Origin of the sequence: Pseudomonas putida (assembly GCF_028682455.1) — a bacterium.
GTDB lineage: Bacteria > Pseudomonadota > Gammaproteobacteria > Pseudomonadales > Pseudomonadaceae > Aquipseudomonas > Aquipseudomonas putida_AA.
The window spans coordinates 171,075-196,214 of record NZ_JANHLD010000004.1; the positions used below are offsets into that span (position 1 = coordinate 171,075).

Consider the following 25,140-nt stretch of genomic DNA (forward strand, 5'->3'; position numbering starts at 1 on the left):
CGAGCTTGCCCCGCGAGAGGCCAGTACAACCACCATTGCGTTGGTTTTTTTACTGTCGCACGCCTTCTGTTTCGTCTAGTCACTAGGCACGCCCACTTCGCAAGGAATCACCATGACCGCCGCTACCACTCCCGAACGCGCCAGCCTGCGTTCACAACGCCTGAACCAGCTAACCCACGCCCCGCATAGCGAGCTGGATGCCCTGGTCAAATCCCATGCCCCGTTCGAAACCCGCGAAAGCTTCGCCCGTTTCGTGGTGGCCCAGTACTTGTTCCAGAACGAACTCAAGGCGCTGTACACCAACCCCGAGCTGATCGCCATCGTCCCGGACCTGGCCGAGCGCTGCCGCGCCGAGCAGGCCGCCCTGGACCTGGCCGACCTGGACACCGCCATTCCTGATGCTTTCCCGGGCGCGCTGCAGAGCCCGACCCTCGGCGAAGCCATGGGCTGGATCTTCGTCTCCGAAGGCTCCAAGCTCGGAGCCGCATTCTTGATCAAGCGTGCCGTGGTGCTGGGCCTGACCGACACCTTCGGTGCCCGTCACCTGGGTGAGCCGGCCGGTGGCCGTGCCGAGGGCTGGAAGCAGTTCACCCGTATTCTCGATGGCCTGGAGCTGAGCCCGGAAGAAGAAGGAAAGGCCGAACAAGGCGCCGTGGCTGCCTTCGAGCGTTTCACCGAACTGCTCAAACACGCCTACGCGACTGCGCCTAAAGCCGAATTGGCCTGATGCGCCATACCCGGTTACCCTCGTGGTAACCGGGCCATGCCCGTGCGACTGAAAAGCCCATGACCCGCCCTGCCGCCTCCAAACTCTCACGCCTGCTGTTCGGCCTCCTGGCCTACGTCAGCCTGGCCATCGGCCTGGTGGCTATCGTCGTGCCCGGCCTGCCCACCACCGAGTTCATCCTCCTCGCCGCATGGGCCGCCACCCGCAGCTCACCACGCCTGAGTGCCTGGCTGGAGAACCACCGCCTGTTCGGCCCGATCCTCCACAACTGGCGCAACGGCAAGGTCATCCAGCGCCGCGCCAAACTCAGTGCGACCGCCAGCATGGTGCTGTGCGCAACGGTGATGCTGGTGTTCCTGGACCACGGCTGGCCTGTGTTCCTGGCCATTGGTGGCATGGCGTTGGGCAATTTGTGGATCTGGTCGCGCCCCGAAGCGGTGCCCGCTCCTACAAGGTGAGTACTCCGCTGTAGAGCGAGTATGCGGCTACGCCAGCCCCCACCAGCACTGCAGCAAAAATCACCTTCTCCCAGTGGGTAAACAGCGGCAGTCCCTGCTCATGCTTGGCCCGGGCAAACAGGATCACCCCCGGTGCATACAACAGCGCCGACAGCAGCAAGTACTTCAAGCCCCCGGCATACAGCAGCCAGACCGCATACACCAGGGCGATGCCAGCAATCACGAAATCCTTGCGCCGTGCGCCGGGGCTGCCTTCATACGACTCGCCCCGTACCGCAATCAATACCGCATAGGCCGCCGACCACAGGTAGGGCACCAGGATCATCGATGAGGCCAGGTAAATAAGGCTGGTGTAGGTGCCCGCCGAAAACAGCGTGATCAGCAAGAACAGCTGGATCATGACGTTGGTCAGCCACAGCGCATTGGAGGGCACATGGTTGGCATTTTCGTGAGCCAGGAAACGCGGCATGGTCTGGTCACGGGCGGTGGCGAACAGAATCTCGGCACACAACAAGGCCCACGACAGCAATGCACCCAGCAACGAGATCGCCAAGCCGATACTGATCAGCAGCGCCCCCCAGGGCCCGACGATATGCTCGAGCACCGACGCCAGCGACGGGTTCTGCAGCGCGGCCAGCTCCGGCTGGGTCATCACCCCGAGCGACAGCACGTTGACCATCACCAGCAAGGCCAGCACGCCGATGAAGCCGATCACCGTGGCCTTGCCCACGTCCGAACGCTTCTGCGCACGCCCCGAATACACGCTGGCGCCCTCGATACCGATGAACACGAACACCGTCACCAGCATCATGTTGCGCACCTGGTCGAGCACGCTGCCGAATTTCGGGTTGCCCAAGCCCCAGATGTCACGGGTGAAGATGTCGGCGCGAAAAGCCACGGCGGCGATGACGATGAACATCACTAGCGGCACGATCTTGGCCACGGTGGTCACCTGGTTGATGAAGGCCGCTTCCTTGATGCCACGCAGCACCAAAAAGTGCACCGCCCACAGCAATAGCGAGGCGCAGGCGATTGCGATCGGCGTGTTGCCCTCGCCGAACACCGGAAAGTAGAAGCCCAGGGTGCTGAACAGCAGCACGAAGTAGCCCACGTTGCCCAGCCAGGCGCTGATCCAGTAGCCCCATGCGGATGAAAACCCCATGTACTCGCCAAAACCGGCCTTGGCGTAGGCATACACCCCGGAGTCGAGTTCCGGCTTACGGTTTGCCAGGGTCTGGAACACGAATGCCAGGGCGAGCATGCCGACCGCCGTGATCCCCCAGCCGATCAACACGGCGCCAACGTCGGCGCGTGCGGCCATGTTCTGCGGCAGGGAAAAAATCCCGCCACCGATCATCGAGCCGACCACCAGCGCGATCAACGCACCCAGGCGCAGTTTTTGTCCAGATTCGGACATGCGGATCCCCTTTCTGTCTCGTCTTTGTAACCTCAGGGCGCCACCCTGAACTAAATGAACATTGCATATGCGCGTTTATATGTAATCGGCACTTAAGACTATAGCGCTCATAACTATGCCGTCTATCACGAACGAACTATTTGGTGAGTTTTGTGCACTATCTCCTTCCCTTCAAGCTAATAAGAAAAATTCTCGCTAAAAATTTGCTAAACCTGTGAAACGGACTAGCTTCAATTCTCGCAGCCTGTCAGAGCGAATGCTCTAAAACGCCATGGAGGTGCCTGTGTACAAGGCTTGCAGTATCGCCGTCGGCATACTCCGGGAAGCTTTTTCAGTCACTGGCCTGCTATGGAATGTTCCGATGAACTGACCTGAATCAGCTTATGTCTCGGTCGCTGGATTTACTCTAGCGTCATCTCTTCTCCTGGTACGGAGTTATTCAATGTCAGACGCTCCCGGAAAACTACGACTCGGTGCGCTGGTTGCACTCGTAGTCGGCTCGATGATCGGCGGCGGTATCTTCTCGTTGCCTCAAAACATGGCTGCCAGCGCGGATGTCGGCGCAGTGCTGATCGGTTGGGGGATCACCGCGATCGGTATGCTGACCCTGGCATTCGTATTCCAGACCCTGGCCAACCGAAAGCCGGACCTCGATGGCGGGGTGTATGCCTACGCCAAGGCCGGATTCGGCGATTACATGGGTTTCTCCTCGGCCTGGGGCTACTGGATCAGTGCCTGGCTGGGCAACGTGGGCTACTTCGTTCTGTTGTTCAGTACCCTGGGGTACTTCTTCCCGATCTTTGGCGAGGGCAACACACCGGCCGCCATCATCGGCGCCTCGGTCCTGCTCTGGGCGGTGCACTTCCTGGTATTGCGCGGCATCAAGGAGGCGGCCTTCATCAACCTGGTCACCACCGTGGCCAAGGTCGTGCCACTGGCCCTGTTCATCCTGATCGCCCTGTTCGCCTTCAAACTGGACATCTTCACCGCTGACATCTGGGGCACCATGAACCCCGACCTGGGCAGCGTGATGAACCAGGTGCGCAACATGATGCTGGTCACCGTCTGGGTATTCATCGGTATCGAAGGCGCGAGCATCTTCTCGGCCCGGGCAGAAAAACGCTCGGACGTGGGCAAGGCCACCGTGATCGGCTTTATCACCGTGCTGCTGTTCCTGGTGCTGGTGAACGTGCTGTCGCTGGGCATCATGACCCAACCTGAACTGGCCAAACTGCAGAACCCATCGATGGCAGCCGTGCTCGAGCACGTGGTCGGCCACTGGGGTGCCGTACTGATCAGCGTCGGCCTGATCATCTCGCTGCTCGGTGCCCTGCTCTCCTGGGTACTGCTGTGCGCCGAGATCATGTTCGCCGCTGCCAAAGACCACACCATGCCGGAGTTCCTGCGCCGCGAGAACGCCAACCACGTACCGGCCAACGCCCTGTGGCTGACCAACGCGATGGTGCAGATCTTCCTGGTCATCACCCTGTTCTCGGCCAGTACCTACCTGTCGCTGATCTACCTCGCCACCTCGATGATCCTGGTGCCCTACCTGTGGTCGGCGGCCTATGCCTTCCTGCTGGCATGGCGTAGCGAGACCTATGAACAAGCCCTGGCTGAGCGCAAGAAAGACCTGATCATCGGCGGTATCGCCCTGGTCTACGCGATCTGGCTGCTGTACGCCGGTGGCGTCAAGTACCTGCTGCTCTCGGCGCTGCTCTATGCCCCTGGCGTGATCCTGTTCGCCAAGGCCAAGCGCGAGGTCGGCCAACCCATTTTTACCAACGTGGAGAAACTGCTTTTCGCCGCCGTGGTAGTAGGCGCCCTGGTCGCTGCCTACGGTCTCTACGACGGCTTCCTGACTCTGTAACCCCCGTATTCGAAACTTGGAGGAAATGAACCATGTCCACGGAAAAAGTTAAGTACGGCGTACATTCCGAAGCCGGCAAACTGCGTAAAGTGATGGTCTGCTCCCCTGGCCTGGCGCACCAGCGCCTGACGCCGAGCAACTGCGACGAGCTGCTGTTCGACGACGTCATCTGGGTCAATCAGGCCAAGCGCGACCACTTCGATTTCGTCACCAAAATGCGTGAGCGCGGCATCGAAGTGCTTGAAATGCACAATCTGCTGACCGACATCGTCGCGCAGCCCGAAGCCCTGAAATGGATCCTGGACCGCAAGATCACCCCCGACACCGTCGGTATCGGCCTGACCAATGAAGTGCGCAGCTGGCTCGAAGGCCTGGAGCCACGTCATCTTGCCGAATTCCTGATCGGCGGCGTGGCCGGTGAAGACCTGCCGGAAAGCGAAGGCTCCGGTGTCATCAAGATGTACCGCGACTACCTGGGTCATTCCAGCTTCCTGCTGGACCCACTGCCCAACACCCAGTTCACTCGCGACACCACCTGCTGGATCTACGGCGGCGTAACCCTCAACCCGATGTACTGGCCAGCGCGACGTCAGGAAACCCTGCTGACCACCGCTATCTACAAGTTCCACCCCGAGTTCACCGGCGCCGACTTCGAAGTCTGGTACGGCGACCCGGATGTAGAACACGGTAAAGCCACCCTCGAAGGCGGCGACGTCATGCCGATCGGTAACGGCGTGGTCCTGATCGGCATGGGCGAACGTACCTCTCGCCAAGCCATCGGCCAACTGGCCCAGTCGCTGTTCGCCAAGGGCGCGGTCGAGAAAGTCGTCGTCGCCGGCCTGCCGAAGTCCCGTGCAGCGATGCACCTGGACACCGTGTTCAGCTTCTGCGACCGCGACCTGGTCACTGTCTTCCCTGAAGTGGTCAAGGAAATCGTTCCGTTCGTGATCCGTCCGGACAACAGCAAGCCTTACGGCATGGACGTGCGTCGCGAAAACAAAACCTTCATCGAGGTGGTGGCCGATTCCCTCAACCTGAAAAAGCTGCGCGTCGTCGAAACCGGCGGCAACAGCTTTGCCGCAGAACGCGAGCAGTGGGATGACGGCAACAACGTGGTGGCCGTCGAGCCTGGCGTGGTCATCGGTTATGACCGCAATACCTACACCAACACCCTGCTGCGCAAGGCCGGTATCGAGGTCATCACCATCAGCGCCGGCGAGCTGGGCCGGGGCCGGGGCGGCGGTCACTGCATGACCTGCCCGATCATCCGCGACCCTATCGACTACTAAACGACCATCAACCCGGCCGCACCTACCCGGTGCCGGCCGGGCCGATCACCGAATTCAAGGAGAATCATCATGGCGTTCAACATCCACAACCGTAACCTGCTGAGCCTGGAACACCACACCCCTCGCGAGTTGCGCTACCTGCTGGACCTCTCCCGCGACCTCAAGCGTGCCAAGTACACCGGCACCGAGCAGCAACACCTCAAAGGCAACAACATTGCGCTGATTTTCGAGAAGACCTCGACCCGCACCCGCTGCGCCTTCGAAGTAGCAGCCTACGATCAGGGCGCCAACGTCACCTACATCGACCCCAACTCCTCGCAAATCGGCCACAAGGAAAGCATGAAGGACACCGCACGGGTCCTGGGGCGCATGTATGACGCCATCGAATACCGTGGTTTCAAGCAGGAAATCGTCGAAGAACTGGCCAAGTTCGCCGGCGTTCCAGTGTTCAACGGCCTGACCGACGAATACCACCCTACCCAGATGATCGCCGACGTGCTGACCATGCGTGAGCACGCCGACAAGCCGATCCACGAGATCAGCTATGTCTACCTGGGCGACGCCCGCAACAACATGGGCAACTCGCTGCTGCTGGTCGGCTCCAAGCTGGGTATGGACGTACGTATCTGCGCCCCTAAAGCCCTGTGGCCCCATGACGACCTGGTGGCACGTTGCAAGAAATACGCAGAGGAAAGCGGCGCGCGCATCACCCTGACCGAAGACCCCAAAGCAGCGGTCAAGGGCGTCGACTTCATTCACACCGACGTCTGGGTATCGATGGGCGAGCCGGTTGAAGCCTGGGCCGAACGTATCCAGCAACTGCTGCCCTACCAGGTCAATGCCGAGCTGATGAAAGCCACCGGCAACCCACGGACCAAGTTCATGCACTGCCTGCCTGCGTTCCACAACTCCGACACCAAGGTCGGCAAGCAGATCGCCGAGCAGTATCCAAATCTGGCCAACGGTATCGAAGTGACCGACGACGTGTTCGAGTCCCCTGCCTGCATCGCCTTCGAGCAAGCGGAAAACCGCATGCACACCATCAAGGCGATCCTGGTTTCGACCCTGGCTGACCTGTAAGGCCTGATCCGCTCCCCAGGGGCTGCACCATCCCTGTGGGAGCGGGCTTGCCCGCGATGCGCCGGCACAGACACACCGCGTTGCCCGCATCGCTGGCAAGCCAGCTCCCACAGGAGCCCCAAACCCTCGTTTTTCTAGAAGGAATCCATCATGCGTATCGTTGTTGCATTGGGCGGAAACGCCCTGCTGCGCCGTGGCGAACCCATGACTGCGGACAATCAACGCGCCAATATCCGCATTGCCGCCGAGCAGATCGCCAAGATCCATCCGGGCAACGAGCTGGTCATTGCCCACGGCAACGGCCCGCAAGTCGGCCTGCTGTCGCTGCAAGCACAATCCTACAAGCCGGACGAAGCCTATCCTCTGGACGTGCTCGGGGCTGAAACCGAAGGCATGATCGGCTATATCATCGAACAGGAGCTGGGCAACCTGCTGGCCTTCGAAGTGCCGTTCGCCACCCTGCTGACCCAGGTCGAAGTCGATGGCAAGGACCCGGCCTTCAAGGACCCGACCAAGTTCATCGGTCCGGTCTACAGCAAGGAAGACGCCGAGCGCCTGGCCAAGGAAAAAGGCTGGGTGGTCAAACCCGACGGTGACAAGTACCGCCGTGTCGTCGCCAGCCCTCGTCCAAAGCGCATTTTTGAAATCCGCCCGATCACCTGGCTGCTGGAAAAGAAAACCGTGGTGATCTGCGCCGGTGGTGGCGGTATCCCGACCATGTACGACGACAGCGGCAAGCTGTTGAGCGGCGTGGAAGCGGTGATCGACAAGGACCTGTGCTCGTCGTTGCTGGCCCAGGAGCTCAAGTCCGATCTGCTGGTGATCGCCACCGACGTGAACGCGGCCTACATCGACTGGGGCAAGCCAACCCAGAAAGCGGTCGCCGAAGCCCATCCCGACGAGCTGGAGCGCCTGGGCTTTGCCGCCGGCTCCATGGGCCCGAAAGTCCAGGCTGCCTGCGAGTTTGCCCGCAACACCGGCAAGGTCGCGGTGATTGGCTCGCTGGCCGATATCGAAGATATCGTCAAAGGAACTGCCGGTACCCGTGTCAGCACGGCCAAGCCTGGAATAAGCTACCGTTGATGCAGTTGGGCGGACCCCGGGTCCGCCCGTTTCAACCTTCCAGAGGAGCCCGCCATGGCCCAGTTCACCCCCGGTCACCTGCACATCGAGCGCCATGCGCTGACCAAGGATGACGTCAGCTACGACCTGAGCATCGACTACGAAGTTGCCACCGACCCCAAGGAAGGCAAGGGCATGCAGTTCAAAATGCATGGCTCGATCCAGGGCAAGGACGTGAACGAATCGTTCTTCCTGCCCAAGGAGCAGGCCTACAACTTCGCCAGCAACGTGACAAAGATCGCCGAGCAGTACGGCATCCCCAAGGCCTATAGCAGCATTGGCTCGGTGCACAAGCACTACGACGCCATGTTCGAGGACATCCGCGTACAGCTGAACATGAAATCCGGCGATCCGATCAAGCCGGAACATTTCGAGTAATTCTGCGAATTCGTCGCGGGGCAAGCCCGCTCCCAGCGTCAGGGAGCGGGCTTGCCCCGCGATTCATCCGCACAGCATACTTCCCGCCTTCGCCAGCCTCGACCCTGCCCCCACCCCATGCGCATCCACGTCAGCTTCATCGACCGCGTCGGCATCACCCAGGAAGTGCTGGCCCTGCTCGGCGCCCGCAACCTCAACCTGGATGCGGTAGAGATGGTGCCGCCCAACGTCTACATCGACGCCCCGACGCTCAGCCCCCATGTGCTTGAAGAGCTGCACGACGCCTTGTTGAATGTGCACGGCGTGCAGTCCGTGCGGGTGGTCGACATACTCCCGGGCCAGCGCCGCCACCTGCAGCTCGATGCCCTGCTCGCAGCCATGAGTGACCCGGTGCTGGCACTGGACAGCGCCGGTCATGTGCTGCTGGCCAACCCGGCACTGGTGGCCCTGTGCGGCCAGGAGCCCTCCGATCGCTCGGTGGTCGACCTGTTCGACGACCCCGGCCTGCTCGAGGCGCTGATCGAACAAGGCTTTCGCCTGCCCATGCGCGAAGTGGTGCTCAATGGCCAGACACTGTTGCTCGACGCCACGCCCATCACCAACGCCGGCGGCCTGCTGACGCTGTATCAGCCCAACCGAATCGGCGAACGGCTCTCGGCCCTGCACCACGATCACGCCGAAGGTTTTGATGCCCTGCTCGGCGACTCACCGCCCATCCGCACCCTCAAGGCCCGGGCCCTGCGAGTCGCAGCCCTGGATGCACCGTTGCTGATTCATGGCGAGACCGGCACCGGCAAGGAGCTGGTGGCGCGCGCCTGCCACGCCATCAGTAGCCGCCACAGTGCGCCGTTCCTGGCCCTGAACTGCGCGGCCCTGCCGGAGAACCTCGCCGAAAGCGAGCTGTTCGGCTACGCCCCCGGCGCCTTCACCGGCGCCCAGCGTGGCGGCAAGCCGGGGCTGATGGAACTGGCCAACCAGGGCACAGTATTTCTCGACGAAATCGGCGAGATGTCGCCCTACCTGCAAGCCAAGCTGCTGCGCTTTCTCAACGATGGCAGCTTTCGCCGGGTGGGAGGTGATCGCGAGGTCAAGGTCAACGTTCGTATCCTCAGCGCCACCCACCGTGACCTGGAGAAAATGGTCGCCGAGGGTACCTTCCGCGAAGACCTGTTCTACCGCTTGAACGTGCTCAACCTGCAAGTGCCGCCCCTGCGCGAACGCGGCCAGGACATCCTCCTGCTGGCCGGCTACTTCATGCAGCAGGCCTGCACCCAGATCCAGCGGCCGCTGTGCCGGCTGGCGCCAGGCACCTACCCGGCCCTGCTCGGCAACCGCTGGCCGGGCAATGTGCGCCAGTTGCAGAACGTGATCTTTCGCGCTGCCGCCATCTGTGAGAGCAACCTGGTGGACATCGGTGACCTGGACATCGCCGGCACCTCGGTAGCCCGTGAACACGATGGCGAAGTCGATAGCCTCGAGCAAGCAATGGAAAACTTCGAACGCAGCCTGCTGGAAAAGCTCTACACCCGCTACCCGTCTACTCGCCAACTGGCCGGCCGCCTGCAAACGTCCCACACCGCCATCGCCCACCGCCTGCGCAAGTACGGCATTCCGGCCAAACGCTGAATTACCGTACAGAAATCGATACAGCGTAACGATATCAATACAGCCAGGTTTTGGCGCTGTACTGCAAGGGTTTGATCCCTTTGATCTTTTATTACGCCCTCAAGCTGTAGCGATTCCGTTACAGCGTGAAAATTCGCACGTCGCGCAAATTTAATAACCTATTGATTTATATAGGTTTTTTATAAATGGCCGCAATATTGCTAATGGATTACTCATTCCAGTGCTCAGTGCCGTCCCTGAGCCATGTCTATTGCCGTCCCCTGCGGCCCTTGAGGAGTTTCCATGAGCGAGTTGCGTTTTACCGAAGACCACGAATGGCTGCGTGCCGAAGCTGACGGCAGCGTCACCGTCGGGATTACCGCCTTCGCCCAGAATGCCCTGGGCGATGTGGTCTACGTGCAACTGCCGGAGCTGCAAAGCTACGACCAGGGCGCCGAAGCCTCCACCGTGGAGTCGGTAAAGGCTGCCAGCGGTGTGTACATGCCCCTGAGCGGTGAAGTGGTGGCCGTCAATGAACAGCTCGAAGCCAACCCTGAGCTGGTCAACGAAGACCCACTGGGTGAAGGCTGGTTCTTCCGCTTCATCCCGGCCGATGCCGGCGCCGTCGAGCAACTGCTCGACCAGGACGCCTACGACCGCCTGATCAAAGCCAACGCTGACGCCTGAGGACTCGCCATGACCATCAACCTCGGCACTGCCAACGAATTCATCGCCCGTCACATCGGCCCGCGCCAGGCAGACGAGCAGCACATGCTCGCCACCCTGGGCTTCGACTCCCTCGAAGCCATGAGCGCCGCCGTCATCCCGGACAGCATCAAGGGCACCAGCGTCCTGGAGCTCGGTGCCGGGCAAAGCGAAGCCGACGCGCTCGCCTCGCTCAAGGCCATCGCCGCCAACAACCAGCTGTTCAAGAGTTTCATCGGCCAGGGTTACTACAACTGCCACACCCCGGCGCCGATCCTGCGCAACCTGCTGGAAAACCCAGCCTGGTACACCGCCTACACCCCATACCAGCCGGAGATCTCCCAAGGCCGCCTGGAAGCGCTGCTGAACTTCCAGACCCTGGTCAGCGACCTCACCGGCCTGCCGATCGCCAACGCCTCCCTGCTCGATGAAGCCACCGCCGCTGCCGAGGCCATGACCTTCTGCAAGCGCCTGAGCAAAAACAAGGGCAGCCACGCCTTCTTCGCCTCCGTGCATTGCCACCCGCAAACCCTCGACGTACTGCGCACCCGTGCCGAGCCACTGGGTATCGAAGTGGTGGTGGGTGACGAGCGCGAGCTGGACGATGTCAGCGCCTTCTTCGGGGCGCTGCTGCAGTACCCGGCCAGCAACGGTGAAGTCTTCGACTACAGCGAACTGGTCGAGCGCTTCCACGGCGCCAATGCCCTGGTGGCGGTCGCCGCCGACCTGCTGGCCCTGACCCTGCTGACGCCTCCGGGCGAGTTCGGTGCAGACGTCGCCATCGGCAGCGCCCAGCGCTTCGGTGTACCGCTGGGCTTCGGTGGCCCGCACGCGGCCTACTTCTCGACCCGCGACGCGTTCAAGCGCGACATGCCGGGCCGCCTGGTCGGCGTGTCCATCGACCGCTTCGGCAAGACCGCCCTGCGCCTGGCCATGCAGACCCGCGAGCAACACATCCGTCGCGAGAAAGCCACCAGCAACATCTGCACCGCCCAGGTACTGCTGGCCAACATCGCCAGCATGTACGCCGTGTACCACGGCCCGCAGGGCCTGAAGCAGATCGCCCAGCGTACCCACGCTCTGACCGCGATCCTCAAGGCCGGCCTCGAGCAACTGGGCGTCGGCGTCGCAGTCCAGGCGTTCTTCGATACCCTCACCCTGGCCACCGGCGATGCCACGGCAGCCCTGCACGACAAGGCTCGCGCCCAGCGCCTGAACCTGCGCCAGATAGACGCCCAGCGCCTGGGCCTGTCGCTGGATGAAACCAGCACCCAGGCCGATGTCGAGGCCCTGTGGCAGCTGTTCGCCGATGGCAAGGCCACCCCGGACTTCGCCGCCCTGGCCAACAGCGTCCAGGCCCAGTTGCCTGCCGCCCTGCTGCGCCAGTCAGCGATCCTCGAACACCCGGTTTTCAATCGCTACCACAGCGAAACCGAGCTGATGCGCTACCTGCGCAAACTGGCCGACAAGGACCTGGCCCTGGACCGCACCATGATCCCGTTGGGTTCGTGCACCATGAAGCTCAACGCTGCCAGCGAAATGATCCCGGTGACCTGGGCCGAATTCGGCAACCTGCACCCGTTCGCACCTGCCGAGCAGAGCCAGGGCTACCAGCAACTGACCAGCGAGCTGGAGGCCATGCTCTGCGCCGCCACTGGCTACGACGCCGTGTCGCTGCAGCCCAACGCCGGTTCCCAGGGTGAATACGCCGGCCTGCTGGCCATCCGCGCCTACCACCAGAGCCGTGGCGATGCCCGCCGCGACATCTGCCTGATCCCGTCATCGGCCCACGGCACCAACCCGGCCACCGCCCATATGGCCGGCATGCGCGTGGTGGTGACCGCCTGCGACGCCCGTGGCAACGTCGACATCGACGATCTGCGCGCCAAAGCCATCGAGCACCGCGAGCACCTCGCCGCGCTGATGATCACCTACCCGTCGACCCACGGCGTGTTCGAAGAAGCCATCGGCGAAATCTGCGCGATCATCCACGACAACGGTGGCCAGGTGTACATCGACGGCGCCAACATGAACGCCATGGTCGGCCTGTGCGCCCCGGGCAAGTTCGGTGGCGACGTCTCGCACCTGAACCTGCACAAAACCTTCTGCATTCCCCACGGTGGTGGCGGCCCGGGCGTCGGCCCGATCGGCGTCAAATCGCACCTGGCGCCGTTCCTGCCAGGCCACGGCCACATGGAGAACAAGCAGGGTGCGGTGTGCGCCGCGCCGTTCGGCAGCGCCAGCATCCTGCCGATCACCTGGATGTACATCCGCATGATGGGCGGTGCCGGCCTCAAGCGTGCCTCGCAGATGGCGATCCTCAACGCCAACTACATCGCCCGCCGCCTGGAAGAGCACTATCCTGTGTTGTACACCGGCAGCAACGGCCTGGTGGCACACGAGTGCATCCTCGACCTGCGCCCGCTCAAGGACAGCAGCGGCATCAGCGTCGACGACGTGGCCAAGCGCCTGATCGACTTCGGCTTCCACGCCCCGACCATGTCGTTCCCGGTGGCCGGTACGCTGATGATCGAACCGACCGAAAGTGAGTCCAAGGAAGAACTGGACCGCTTCTGCGAAGCGATGATCCGCATCCGCGAAGAAATTCGCGCGGTAGAAAACGGCAGCCTGGACAAGGACGACAACCCGCTGAAGAACGCACCGCACACCGCCGCCGAAATCGCCGGCGAGTGGAGCCACCCGTACAGCCGCGAGCAAGCGGTGTACCCGCTGGCCACGCTGGTGGAAGGCAAGTACTGGCCACCGGTCGGTCGTGTCGACAACGTCTTCGGCGACCGCAACCTGGTCTGCGCCTGCCCGTCGATCGAGAGCTATCAGGACTGATGGCCTCATCGCAGTGCACGCCCGCCCTACCTGTAGGAGCGGGCTTGCACCGCGATGGCTTCCCACCCAACACGAGGGTACGACCATGTCACTGAGCGTCTTCGACCTGTTCAAGATCGGCATCGGCCCCTCCAGTTCCCATACCGTCGGCCCCATGCGCGCCGCCGCACGCTTTGCCGAAGGGCTGCGTCGCGACGACCTGCTTGCGGCCACGGCCTGCGTCAAAGCCGAGCTCTACGGCTCGCTGGGCGCCACCGGCAAGGGCCACGGCAGCGACAAGGCCGTGCTGCTCGGGCTTGAGGGCGAGCACCCCGACAGCGTCGATACCGAAAGCATTCCCGCCCGCCTGCAGGCGATCCGCAGCAGTGGAAGACTCAAGCTGCTGGGCGAGCACGAAATCGAATTCATCGAGAAACAGCACCTGGCGATGATTCGCAAACCCTTGGCCTACCACCCCAACGGCATGATCTTCCGTGCCTTCGACGGCGCGGGCTTGCAGATACGCAGCCGCGAGTACTATTCGGTGGGTGGTGGTTTCGTGGTCGATGAAGACGCCGCCGGCGCCGATCGCATCGTCGAAGACAACACCGCATTGCCCTACCCCTTCAAGACCGCCAAGGAGCTGCTCGGCCACTGCACCGCGCAGAACCTGTCGATCAGCCAGGTAATGCTGGCCAATGAAGCGGCCTGGCGGCCAGAGAGCGAAACCCGCAGCGGCTTGCTGCGCATCTGGCAAGTGATGCAGGACTGCGTCGCCGCCGGGTGTCGCAACGAGGGCATCCTGCCGGGCGGGCTCAAGGTCAAGCGGCGGGCGGCGGCTTTGTATCGCCAGCTGTGCAGCAACCCGGAGGCCAGCCTGCGCGATGCGCTCTCGGTACTGGACTGGGTCAACCTGTATGCCCTGGCCGTGAACGAAGAAAACGCCTTTGGCGGGCGAGTGGTCACTGCACCCACTAATGGCGCCGCCGGTATCGTCCCGGCCGTGCTGCACTACTACATGCGGTTCATCACCGGGGCCAATGAAGATGGCGTGGTGCGCTTTCTGCTCACCGCTGCCGCCATTGGCATTCTTTATAAAGAAAACGCCTCGATCTCCGGTGCCGAAGTCGGCTGCCAGGGCGAGGTGGGCGTTGCCTGCTCGATGGCCGCCGGCGCCCTGTGCGAAGTCATGGGCGGCACGGTGCAGCAGGTCGAGAACGCCGCCGAGATCGGCATGGAACACAACCTGGGCCTGACCTGCGATCCGATTGGCGGGTTGGTCCAGGTGCCCTGCATCGAACGCAACGCCATGGGCTCGGTCAAGGCCATCAATGCGGTGCGCATGGCGCTCCGGGGAGACGGTCAACACTTCGTGTCCCTCGACAAGGTCATCCGCACCATGCGCCAGACCGGCGCCGACATGAAAAGCAAATACAAGGAGACCGCCCGCGGCGGTCTGGCCGTCAACATCATCGAATGCTGACACCCTCTCACGCACCAAGGAGTCATCAATGTCCACCGAAACACTGCTCAAGACCCCGCTGCACGCCCTGCACCTCGAACTGGGCGCGCGCATGGTGCCGTTCGCCGGCTACGACATGCCGGTGCAGTACCCGCTCGGGGTCATGAAGGAACACCTGCACACCCGTGAACAGGCCGGGTTGTTCGACGTCTCGCACATGGGCCAGATCCGCCTGGTGGGTGCCGACGCTGCCAAGGCCCTGGAAACCCTGGTGCCAGTGGACATCATCGACCTGCCCGTGGGCATGCAACGCTATGCGATGTTCACCAACGAAAACGGTGGCATCCTCGACGACCTGATGGTCGCCAATCTGGGTAACGACGAACTGTTCCTGGTCGTCAACGCCGCCTGCAAGGACCAGGACCTGGCGCACCTTCGCACGTACATCGGCGATCGCTGCCAGATCCAGCCGCTGTTCGAGGAACGTGCCCTGCTGGCCTTGCAAGGCCCTGCAGCGGTCAAGGTGCTGGAGCGTCTGGCCCCCGCTGTCGCGAAGATGACCTTCATGCAGTTCCAGCCCGTGCAATTGCTGGGCGCCGACTGCTTTGTCAGCCGTTCGGGCTACACCGGTGAAGACGGTTTCGAGATTTCGGTACCGGCCGACCAGGCCGAAGCCCTGGCCCGTCGCCTGCTGGACGAACCGGAAGTGGCCGCCATTGGCCTGGGTGCGCGTGACTCCCTGCGCCTGGAAGCCGGCCTGTGTCTGTACGGCCACGACATGAATGCGCAAACCACACCGATCGAGGCGAGCCTGCTGTGGGCCATCTCCAAGGTCCGTCGTGCCGATGGCGCCCGTGCCGGCGGCTTCCCGGGTGCCGAGCAGATCTTCACCCAGCAACAACAGGGCGTTGCGCGCAAACGCATCGGCCTGCTGCCACAAGAGCGCACTCCAGTGCGCGAAGATGCAGAGATTGTGAATGAGGCCGGTACTGTTATCGGCAAAGTATGCAGCGGTGGTTTTGGCCCGACATTGGCAGGCCCCGTGGCAATGGGTTATGTGGACAGTGCATATACCGCACTGGATACACCGGTATGGGCCATTGTGCGTGGCAAGCGAGTTGCGATGAAAGTCAGCAAGATGCCATTCGTTGCACAGCGCTACTATCGCGGCTGAATCGTTAGTTGAAACTTTGTGTCATCGCGCGTTCGGATTTTCGAATTCGAACGCGTTTTATAACTTTCGAAAAGCATCGCGACACCCGTTGGAATGAGCCGGAAAAAATCGACCGAACGGACGCTAAAAGGTAGAGCGGGAGCGGCTTTGAGGGCTTGTTTTTGCCGACGGAGTTAGCGTAGAGTCACTGCACTGTGTTTGCATGGGTCGCTATGGTTCGTGACCTGGGCAGTAGCGCTGAGATTGCTACAACCCGTTCGACGTCTCTTACTTTCCTGCAACCCAGCCCAGTACTCTTTCATTTGGAAGAAGCTGTTACTAATTCTAAGTTTCAAAGGAAATAAGACAATGTCCCAACGTCAGAGCGGTACCGTCAAGTGGTTTAACGACGAGAAAGGTTTTGGTTTCATCACTCCAGAAAGCGGTCCGGATCTGTTCGTACACTTCCGCGCTATCCAGGGTAACGGCTTCAAGAGCCTGAAAGAAGGCCAGAAAGTCACCTTCATCGCCGTGCAGGGCCAGAAAGGCATGCAGGCTGACGAAGTTATCGCGGAAGCCTGATTCCCGATATAAAAAGCCCCTGCTGGCAACAGCAGGGGCTTTTTTGTGCGCGCAATTCCGTAGAATGGTCGTTTTGCGCAAGGAGGGCCCCGCGTATGCCCAAGCCGTTGTTACAGCCCCAGGGGGACTTCCCCACCGTTGGCCTCGGTCGACGCCTGGCGGCCATGTTCTATGACTTCCTGTTGTGCACTGCACTGTTGATCGTGACCGCGGGCATCTACAAGATGATCCAGATGGCAATCATCGGCGAGACGCGCATGCGCGCCATGACCGACGCCGGCGCCCTGGATGGCGACCCGTTGCTGTCCACGGTGCTGGTGTTCGTGCTGTTCGGTTTCTTCGCCAAGTTCTGGACCCACGGTGGCCAGACGCTGGGCATGCAAGTGTGGGGCATTCGTGTGCAGAACGCCGACGGCAGCGCCATCAGCCTGTGGCAGGCCCTGCTGCGATTTGTGGTCGCCATCGCCTCCTGGCTGTGCCTGGGGCTGGGTTTTATCTGGTCGCTGTTCGACAAGCGCCAGCGCAGCTGGCATGACATCTACTCGGATACCCAATTGGTGCGCGTCCCCAAACGCACCAAGTAAGCCGTACGACACGCACAAAAAAGCCGACCCCTGGGTCGGCTTTTTCATGGCTATCCAGCGCGTCTCAACATCCACCATCCGGCTCCGGCGCAGATCGCCGCCGGGATCACCACGGCCAGCAACGGCGGGAAGCCGAACACCTGGCTCGAAGGGCCAAGCAGGTCCTGGGCGATGCGGAACACGAAGCCCACCAGTACACCGGTGAACACGCGCTGGCCAAGCGTCACCGAACGCAAGGGGCCGAAGATGAACGAGATGGCCATCAGCACCAGCGCCGCGGTGACCATCGGCTGCAGTACCTTGGTCCAGAACGCCAGCCAGTAGCGCGCGTTGTTCAGGCCCTGGTCGGACAGGTAGTGGATGTAGTCCCACAGCCCGGTAATCGACAGGGACTCCGGCGCCAGCACCACGGTGTTGAGCAGTTGCGGGGTGACGGTGACGTCCCAGCGCTCTGCTGGAGCCTTGACCACCTCAGTGTGATCGCCACGAAAGTGAGTGGTGGTCACATCGCTCAGTTGCCAGTGATCGTCCTGGTACTGCGCACGACGGGCGAAGCTGGAGGTCACCAGGTGACGCTCGTTGTCGAAGCGGTAACGGGTGACGCCGTACAACAGGCCATTGGGCTGTACCGAGTTGATGTGCACAAACTCTTCGCCCTGGCGGTGCCACATGCCACGCTTGGAGCTCTGCGCCTCGCCGCTGCCCTGGGCCAGCGAACGGTCGGCCTGGGCCTTGTTCTCTGTGACCGGTGCCACGTACTCGCCAATCAGGATACCGGCCAGCATCAGCACCAGCATCGGCTTCATGACGGCCCAGACGATACGCCCGATGGAGACACCGGCGGCACGCATGATGGTCAGTTCACTGCTGCTGGCCAGGCTGCCCAGGCCGATCAGGCACCCGATCAGGGCGGCCATCGGCAGCATGTCGTAGAGCCGGCGGGGTGCCGTCAGCAGTACGAAATTGCCGGCATCCATGAGGGTGTAGCTGTCGCTGATGTCGCCCATCTCGTCGATGAAGGCGAACAGCGAAGCCAGCCCCAGGATGATCCCGAGCACGGCAAGAATGGCCACCAGGACGCTCTTGCCAATGTAGCGGTCGAGCTTAACCATGGGCCACCTCCGCACGGCGAGCGGCACGCTTGAGGCGCATCGGCTCCCAGTACATCAGGCCCAGACCGATAAGCAGGAACAATCCATGGACCCACCAGATGCCCAGACCGATCGGCAGCTTGCCTTTCTCCAGGGCACCACGTACGGCAATCAGCATTGTCAGGTACGCCATATACAGAAGGATCGCCGGCAGCAGCTTGAGGAAGCGGCCCTGGCGCGGGTTGACCCGTGACAGCGGTACCGCCATCAGGGTCACGATGAATACCAGCAGCGGCAACGACAGGCGCCATTGCAGCTCGGCACGCTCGCGCAGGCCATCGTGGCCGATCAGCTCGGAGGTCGGGATCGCCTCGCGGTCGGTGATTTCTTCGCTGACCTCAGGCTTGGGCAACAGCACGCCATAGGTGTCGTACTTGATGGCGCGGTAGTCGGCCTGGCCGGGGTTGCCGTCGTAGCGGTAGCCGTTTTCCAGGATCAGGTAGCGGTTGCCATCGGCACCGACCTCTTGCCTCCCCTTCTCGGCGACCAGCACCGAGGGCGCACGCTCCTTGGTCTTGTCTTCGGAGAAGCGCTTCTCGGAAATGAACACGCCGGCCAGGTTGCCGCGGTCCTCGGACAATTGCTCGGTGTAGGTCACTCGCGAGCCGTCGCGCAAGGTCTGGAAACGCCCCGGCACCAGGGTGTCGAACTCAGTCAGGGCATCCTGCTGGTTGATGATCTGCGCTACCTGGGTCACGCCCTGGGGCGCCAGGCCCAGGCTCAGCCAGGCCACCAGCAAGGCCACCAGTGCCGCAGGCGCCATGGTCATGCGCAACAGGCGCTGCTGGCTCATGCCGGTCGCCGAGAGCACGGTCATCTCGCTTTCCAGGTAGAGCCGGCCATAAGCCAGGAGAATCCCGAGGAACAGCCCCAGCGGCAGGATCAATTGAAGGAAGCCCGGCAGGCGATAGCCCATGATCAGGAACAGCACACCCGGATCGAGTATGCCCTGGGCCGCCTGGGCCAGGTACTTGATGAAGCGCCCGCTCATGATGATGACCAGCAGCACGGCGCTGACGGCACTCAGGGTCACCAGGACCTCACGGGACAGATAACGGAAGACGATCAAACCAGACACTCCTGGGTTGTCAGGCTCGGACAGCCGAACAAGGAATACATAACTGCCAAGATAGTTGCCGGCTCGCCAGAAGCGAACCTGGATAAAAGTTGGCGCATTATCCTGTGATTGACCGTGCCTGTCACTTGGCGGCTTGCAATGCTTCATGTCGGGGTTGTCAGGGCAGTCCATGCAGGCTCAAACTGGCAGCTTTATCACTGGCACGCGACCACGCGGCCAGCTCGCTTACTGCGCCTGCACAGACAGCGCGCATAGACAGATCATTCGGGGACCCTGACATGGAACTGGTTGTAAAAAGCGTAGCCGCTGCATCCTTGAAAACTGCAACGCTGGTGCTGACTGTCGGCGAAGGCCGCAAGCTCGGCGCCACGGCCAAGGCCGTCGACGAAGCTTGCGCCGGTGCCCTGAGCGCCGTGCTCAAGCGTGGAGACCTGGCCGGCAAGGTGGGTCAGACCCTGCTGCTGCAAAGCCTGCCGAACCTCAAGGCCGAGCGCGTGTTGCTGGTCGGTGTCGGCAAGGATGCCGAGCTCGGCGACCGCAGCTGGCGCAAAGTGGTCGCCAGCGTGCTTGCCGTACTCAAGGGCCTGAACGGCAGCGATGCGGTGCTGGCCCTGGACGACGTCGCTGTCGCCGGCCGCGATGCCTTCTATGGCAAGGCGCGCCTGCTGGCCGAGACCCTGCTCGACGGCGAATATGTCTTCGACCAATTCAAGAGCCAGAAAGCCGAGCCCCGCGCCCTGAAGAAAATCACCCTGCTGGCCGACAAGGCCGGCGCCGGCGAAGTCGAACGCGCCCTCAAGCACGCCCGCGCCATTGCCGCCGGCATGCGCTTCACTCGCGACCTGGGCAACCTGCCGCCCAACATTTGCCACCCAAGTTACCTGGCCGAACAGGCCAAGAGCCTGGGCAAGGCCTACAAGGGCCTGAAGGTCGAAGTCCTCGACGAGAAAAAAATCAAGGAACTGGGCATGGGCGCGTTCTACGCCGTTGGCCAGGGCAGCGACCAGCCGCCACGCCTGATCGTGATGAGCCACCAGGGCGGCAAGAAATCCGAGAAACCATTCGTGCTGGTGGGCAAGGGCATCACCTTCGACACCGGCGGCATCAGCCTCAAGCCCGGTGCCGGCATGGATGAAATGAAGTACGACATGGGCGGTGCCGCCAGCGTCTTCGGCACCCTGCGCGCCGTCCTCGAACTGCAACTGCCGATCAACCTGGTATGCCTGCTGGCCTGTGCCGAGAACATGCCAAGCGGTGGTGCTACCCGTCCGGGCGACATCGTCACCACCATGAGCGGCCAGACCGTCGAAATCCTCAACACCGACGCCGAAGGCCGCCTGGTGCTGTGCGACACCCTGACCTACGCCGAGCGCTTCAAGCCCCAGGCAGTGATCGACATCGCCACCCTGACCGGAGCCTGCATCGTCGCCCTGGGCAGCCACACCTCGGGCCTGATGGGCAACAACGACGAACTGGTCGGCCAACTGCTCGACGCCGGCAAGCGTGCCGACGACCGCGCCTGGCAGCTGCCACTGTTCGACGAATACCAGGAGCAGCTCGACAGCCCGTTCGCCGACATCGCCAACATCGGCGGGCCCAAGGCCGGCACCATTACCGCCGGCTGCTTCCTGTCGCGCTTTGCCAAGGCCTATAACTGGGCTCACCTGGACATCGCCGGCACGGCCTGGATCAGCGGCGGCAAGGACAAGGGCGCCACGGGCCGTCCGGTCCCGCTGCTGACCCAATACCTGCTCGATCGCGCCAACGCCTGAGTGATGGCCGGCCGGCTGCGTCTTCGGGCGTAACCGGCCGGCAGGCCGATCATGAACAAAGTCGATTTCTATATTCTGCCCAGCGACGCGCCCTCGGCGCGCCTGGATTTTGCCTGCAAGCTCTGCGACAAGGCCTGGCGCCTGGGGCACCGGGTATACCTGCACTGCAGCGATGCCGCCCAGCGCGATGAACTGGACGCGCGCCTGTGGGCCTTCAAGGGCGAGGCCTTCGTACCTCACAACCCGGCGGAAGATGACCCGCAAGGCAGCGTTGCCCTGGGCCTTGGCGGTGACGCCGGCAGCCATCAGGACCTGTTGATCAACCTTGACCTGCAGGTACCGCCGTTCGCCGCACGCTTTGCCCGCATTGCCGAGATCGTGGTCGAGGAGCCGACGATTCGTCAGGCTGCCCGAGAGAGTTACCGTTTCTACCGCGAACAGGGCTATGCTCTGCAGAATCACCGCTTACAGCGACTCTGAGACGATGGATAAACCCACTGCCTTGCCCCAATCCGCACACTTGCTGGACGACCTCGAGTCGATTCGCCAGCTGCTGGGCGACGAATCCCTTGAGCCACCGCTGCTGACCGACACGGTCGAGGAGCAAATCCCGCTGCTGCTCGAAGAGGCCATCGTGCCGCCTGCCCCTGCTCCCGCGCCTGCGCCGGTAGTGGCAGACGACCCACAAGCCCGACGCCAGGAAACCCTGCTGCACCTGGACGCCGAGCTGCGCGCGGCCGCGCAGTTGATCATGCAGGATGTGATCAACGACTTTACCCCGCACATCGAAAACGAAATCAAGCGTCGACTCGACGCCCGCCTCGAGCGCCTGCTCAATCAATAAAAAGCGGTTAAAAACTTCAAGCAACAAGCAAAAAGAGCCGTGCGGCGCTCTGAGCTTGCAGCTTGTCGCTTGAAGCTTGCCGCTTCGTTATACTCTCCGGCTTTCCTGAATAAATGCCTAAGGGTCCCGCCGCGCATGGATAAGACCTACCAGCCGCACGCCATTGAAACTTCCTGGTACAACACCTGGGAGTCCGAGAATTATTTCGCCCCGCAAGGCGCGGGCGATTCCTACACCATCATGATCCCGCCGCCGAACGTCACCGGCAGCCTGCACATGGGTCACGGCTTCAACAACGCGATCATGGACGCCCTGATCCGTTTCCGCCGCATGCAGGGTCGCAACACCCTGTGGCAGCCAGGTACCGACCACGCCGGTATCGCCACCCAGATGCTGGTGGAGCGTCAACTCGAAGCCAAGGGCCAGAACCGCCACGACCTGGGCCGCGAAAAATTCCTGGAAAAGGTCTGGGAATGGAAGGATCAGTCCGGTGGCAACATCAGCCGCCAGATCCGCCGCCTGGGCTCGTCGGTCGACTGGAGCCGCGAGCGCTTCACCATGGACGACGGCCTGTCCGAAGCGGTCAAGGAAGCCTTCGTGCGCCTGCATGAAGACGGCCTGATCTACCGTGGCAAGCGCCTGGTCAACTGGGATACCAAGCTGCACACGGCGATCTCCGATCTCGAAGTGGAAAACCACGACGAAAAAGGCCACCTGTGGAACCTGCGCTATCCGCTGGCTGACGGCGCCAAGACCGCCGACGGCAAGGACTACTTGATCGTCGCCACCACCCGCCCGGAAACCATGCTCGGTGACGCCGCCGTGGCCGTGAACCCCGAAGACGAGCGCTACAAGGCGCTGATCGGCAAGTTCGTCGAGCTACCGCTGGTTGGCCGTCGTATCCCGATCATCGGCGACGACTACTGCGACCCCGAGTTCGGCACCGGCTGCGTGAAGATCACCCCGGCCCACGACTTCAACGACTATGAAGTCGGCAAGCGCCACAATCTGCCGCTGCTGAACATCTTCGACAAGAACGCCTTCGTGCTACCTGCCGCCCAGGTGTTCAACCTCGACGGCAGCGTCAACGAGAGCGTCGACGCCACCCTGCCCGCCCAGTACGCCGGCCTGGACCGTTTTGTCGCGCGCAAGCAGATCGTGGCCGACTTCGACGCCGCAGGCCTGCTGGTCAGCGTCGACGACCACGCCCTCAAAGTACCGAAGGGCGACCGCTCCGGCACCGTCATCGAGCCGTGGCTCACCGACCAGTGGTACGTGTCGACCAAGCCGCTGGCCGAGCCTGCCATCGCTGCCGTTGAAGACGGTCGTATCCAGTTCGTGCCCAAGCAGTACGAGAACATGTACTTCTCCTGGATGCGCGATATCCAGGACTGGTGCATCAGCCGCCAGCTGTGGTGGGGCCACCGCATTCCGGCCTGGTACGACGAGTCGGGCAAGGTCTATGTAGGCCGCAGCGAAGAAGAAGTCCGCGCCAAGCACAACATCGGTGCCGACGTGGTCCTGAACCAGGACAACGACGTCCTCGACACCTGGTTCAGCTCGGGCCTGTGGACCTTCTCGACCCTGGGCTGGCCGCAGCAGACCGAATTCCTCAAGACCTTCCATTCCACCGACGTGCTGGTCACCGGTTTCGACATCATTTTCTTCTGGGTCGCCCGGATGATCATGCTGACCATGCACCTGGTGAAGAACGAGGACGGCACCCCGCAAGTCCCGTTCAAGACCGTGTACGTTCACGGCCTGGTCCGCGACGGCCAGGGCCAGAAGATGTCCAAGTCCAAGGGCAACGTCCTTGACCCACTGGACATCGTCGATGGCATCACCCTGGACGAGCTGCTGGAAAAACGCACCAGCGGCCTGATGCAACCCAAGCTGGCCGAGAAGATCGCCAAGCAGACCAAGGCCGAGTTCCCCGAAGGCATCGCCAGCTACGGCACCGATGCCCTGCGCTTTACCTTCTGCTCGCTGGCGTCGACCGGTCGCGACATCAAGTTCGACATGGGTCGCGTCGAGGGCTACCGCAACTTCTGCAACAAGATCTGGAACGCCGCACGCTACGTGCTGGACAAAGGCGAAGACTGCGGCCAGAACGGCGAAGCCTACGAGCTGTCGCTGGCCGATCGCTGGATCATCTCCCAGTTGCAGCGCACCGAAGCCGAAGTGACCCGCCAGCTGGAGCAGTTCCGCTTCGACCTGGCCGCCCAGGCCCTCTACGAGTTCATCTGGAACCAGTACTGCGACTGGTACCTGGAGCTGTCCAAGCCGGTACTGTGGGACGAAAACGCCCCGGTCGAACGCGCCCGCGGCACCCGTCGCACCCTGGTGCGCGTGCTCGAAGTGGCCCTGCGCCTGGCGCATCCGTTCATGCCGTTCATCACCGAGGAAATCTGGCAGCGCCTGGCGCCGCTGGCTGGTGCCGAAGGCAAGACCATCATGCTGCAGCCCTGGCCGGTGGCCAATGAAAGCCGTATCGATGCCGCTGCCGAAGGCGATATCGAATGGCTCAAGGAGCTGATGCTCGGCGTGCGCAACATCCGCGGCGAGATGAACATCGGTCCGGGCAAGCCACTGCAACTGTTCCTCAAGAACGCCAGTGCCGAAGACCAGCGTCGCCTGCAGGAAAACGAAGCGCTGCTCAAGAAGCTGGCGAAGATCGAATCCTTCACCGTGCTGGGCGAGCAGGACGAAGCACCGCTGAGCGCCACCGCACTGGTTGGCGATCTGCAAGTGCTGGTGCCGATGGCCGGCCTGATCGACAAGGACGCAGAACTTGCGCGCCTGAACAAGGAAATCCAGCGCCTGCAAGGCGAAGTCCAGCGTGTGGGCGGCAAGCTGTCCAATGCCGCGTTCGTCGACAAGGCTCCGCCTGCGGTAATCGACAAGGAGCGCGCCAAGCTGGCTGAAGCCGAACAGGCTTTGGCCAACTTCACCGAGCAGCATGCGCGGATCGCTGCGCTGTAACGATTGCTGACTTCAGTGATGTCATCGCGGGTCAAGCCCGCTCCAACAGGTAACCCTG

The 25,140-nt window shown here is 62.3% G+C and carries 21 protein-coding genes; 18 read left to right on the top strand and 3 right to left on the bottom strand.

What is annotated here, in order from left to right; genetic code table 11:
- The first annotated feature begins 112 nt into the window (after window positions 1-112).
- A complete protein-coding gene (locus NPS58_RS23840) occupies window positions 113-727 on the top strand; it encodes a biliverdin-producing heme oxygenase (RefSeq protein ID WP_274117726.1) in 615 nt (204 codons plus the stop codon).
- Window positions 728-786: 59 nt separating this feature from the next.
- A complete protein-coding gene (locus NPS58_RS23845) occupies window positions 787-1,185 on the top strand; it encodes a YbaN family protein (RefSeq protein WP_274117727.1) in 399 nt (132 codons plus the stop codon).
- Here NPS58_RS23845 and arcD (NPS58_RS23850) read toward each other — a convergent pair.
- Complete coding sequence (gene arcD / locus NPS58_RS23850; protein ID WP_274117728.1) at window positions 1,175-2,602, bottom strand: arginine-ornithine antiporter; 1,428 nt, start codon at window positions 2,600-2,602, stop codon at window positions 1,175-1,177. The genes NPS58_RS23845 and arcD (NPS58_RS23850) overlap by 11 nt on opposite strands.
- A 442-nt stretch (window positions 2,603-3,044) precedes the next feature.
- Between arcD (NPS58_RS23850) and arcD (NPS58_RS23855) the strand changes: the two genes are divergently transcribed.
- The 12 genes from arcD (NPS58_RS23855) to NPS58_RS23910 all read left to right on the top strand — a co-directional run bounded on the left by arcD (NPS58_RS23855) (window position 3,045) and on the right by NPS58_RS23910 (window position 17,255).
- Window positions 3,045-4,472 (top strand): arginine-ornithine antiporter, encoded by a 1,428-nt coding sequence (gene arcD / locus NPS58_RS23855; protein WP_274117729.1) that lies wholly within the window; start codon window positions 3,045-3,047, stop codon window positions 4,470-4,472.
- A 32-nt stretch (window positions 4,473-4,504) separates the two neighbouring features.
- Entirely contained in the window at window positions 4,505-5,761 is a 1,257-nt protein-coding gene (gene arcA, locus NPS58_RS23860; RefSeq protein WP_274117730.1) for an arginine deiminase, read from the top strand.
- Between the two features lie 69 nt (window positions 5,762-5,830).
- On the top strand, window positions 5,831-6,841 hold the full coding sequence (locus NPS58_RS23865; RefSeq protein ID WP_028942868.1) for an ornithine carbamoyltransferase: 1,011 nt from the start codon (window positions 5,831-5,833) through the stop codon (window positions 6,839-6,841).
- Between the two features lie 150 nt (window positions 6,842-6,991).
- On the top strand, window positions 6,992-7,924 hold the full coding sequence (gene arcC, locus NPS58_RS23870; RefSeq protein WP_274117731.1) for a carbamate kinase: 933 nt from the start codon (window positions 6,992-6,994) through the stop codon (window positions 7,922-7,924).
- 54 nt (window positions 7,925-7,978) lie between these two features.
- Entirely contained in the window at window positions 7,979-8,341 is a 363-nt protein-coding gene (locus NPS58_RS23875) for a DUF5064 family protein (RefSeq protein ID WP_274117732.1), read from the top strand.
- Between the two features lie 117 nt (window positions 8,342-8,458).
- On the top strand, window positions 8,459-9,967 hold the full coding sequence (locus tag NPS58_RS23880; RefSeq protein ID WP_274117733.1) for a sigma-54-dependent transcriptional regulator: 1,509 nt from the start codon (window positions 8,459-8,461) through the stop codon (window positions 9,965-9,967).
- Window positions 9,968-10,249: 282 nt separating this feature from the next.
- Window positions 10,250-10,633 carry a glycine cleavage system protein GcvH gene (gene gcvH, locus NPS58_RS23885; protein ID WP_274117734.1) on the top strand — a complete coding sequence of 128 codons (384 nt, stop codon included), beginning with the start codon at window positions 10,250-10,252 and terminating at the stop codon, window positions 10,631-10,633.
- A 9-nt stretch (window positions 10,634-10,642) separates the two neighbouring features.
- Window positions 10,643-13,495, top strand: a complete 2,853-nt coding sequence (gene gcvP / locus NPS58_RS23890) for an aminomethyl-transferring glycine dehydrogenase (RefSeq protein WP_274117735.1) — start codon at window positions 10,643-10,645, stop codon at window positions 13,493-13,495.
- A gap of 85 nt (window positions 13,496-13,580) precedes the next feature.
- Window positions 13,581-14,957 carry an L-serine ammonia-lyase gene (locus NPS58_RS23895; protein WP_274117736.1) on the top strand — a complete coding sequence of 459 codons (1,377 nt, stop codon included), beginning with the start codon at window positions 13,581-13,583 and terminating at the stop codon, window positions 14,955-14,957.
- 28 nt (window positions 14,958-14,985) lie between these two features.
- A complete protein-coding gene (gcvT, locus tag NPS58_RS23900; protein WP_274117737.1) occupies window positions 14,986-16,110 on the top strand; it encodes a glycine cleavage system aminomethyltransferase GcvT in 1,125 nt (374 codons plus the stop codon).
- Window positions 16,111-16,458: 348 nt separating this feature from the next.
- Window positions 16,459-16,671 (top strand): cold-shock protein, encoded by a 213-nt coding sequence (locus NPS58_RS23905; protein WP_010220199.1) that lies wholly within the window; start codon window positions 16,459-16,461, stop codon window positions 16,669-16,671.
- Between the two features lie 95 nt (window positions 16,672-16,766).
- Window positions 16,767-17,255: an RDD family protein gene (locus NPS58_RS23910; RefSeq protein ID WP_274117738.1), complete on the top strand. Its 489-nt coding sequence runs from the start codon at window positions 16,767-16,769 to the stop codon at window positions 17,253-17,255.
- Window positions 17,256-17,305: 50 nt separating this feature from the next.
- On the opposite strand, the gene lptG is transcribed toward NPS58_RS23910, so the two are convergent.
- Together lptG and lptF are read right to left on the bottom strand one after the other, a co-directional pair.
- Window positions 17,306-18,367, bottom strand: coding sequence for an LPS export ABC transporter permease LptG (lptG, locus tag NPS58_RS23915; protein ID WP_028942859.1), 1,062 nt, complete (start codon window positions 18,365-18,367; stop codon window positions 17,306-17,308).
- Window positions 18,360-19,475, bottom strand: a complete 1,116-nt coding sequence (lptF, locus tag NPS58_RS23920) for an LPS export ABC transporter permease LptF (protein WP_274117739.1) — start codon at window positions 19,473-19,475, stop codon at window positions 18,360-18,362. Before lptF ends, lptG begins: the two co-directional genes overlap by 8 nt.
- A 287-nt stretch (window positions 19,476-19,762) precedes the next feature.
- Here lptF and NPS58_RS23925 point away from each other — a divergent pair, with 287 nt between their 5' ends.
- The 4 genes from NPS58_RS23925 to NPS58_RS23940 all read left to right on the top strand — a co-directional run bounded on the left by NPS58_RS23925 (window position 19,763) and on the right by NPS58_RS23940 (window position 25,082).
- A complete protein-coding gene (locus NPS58_RS23925) occupies window positions 19,763-21,256 on the top strand; it encodes a leucyl aminopeptidase (RefSeq protein WP_274117740.1) in 1,494 nt (497 codons plus the stop codon).
- Between the two features lie 51 nt (window positions 21,257-21,307).
- Complete coding sequence (locus tag NPS58_RS23930; protein WP_274117741.1) at window positions 21,308-21,736, top strand: DNA polymerase III subunit chi; 429 nt, start codon at window positions 21,308-21,310, stop codon at window positions 21,734-21,736.
- A 4-nt stretch (window positions 21,737-21,740) separates the two neighbouring features.
- Complete coding sequence (locus tag NPS58_RS23935) at window positions 21,741-22,100, top strand: DNA polymerase III subunit chi (protein ID WP_274117742.1); 360 nt, start codon at window positions 21,741-21,743, stop codon at window positions 22,098-22,100.
- Window positions 22,101-22,235: 135 nt separating this feature from the next.
- Window positions 22,236-25,082 carry a valine--tRNA ligase gene (locus NPS58_RS23940; RefSeq protein WP_274117743.1) on the top strand — a complete coding sequence of 949 codons (2,847 nt, stop codon included), beginning with the start codon at window positions 22,236-22,238 and terminating at the stop codon, window positions 25,080-25,082.
- The last annotated feature ends 58 nt before the right edge of the window (window positions 25,083-25,140 follow it).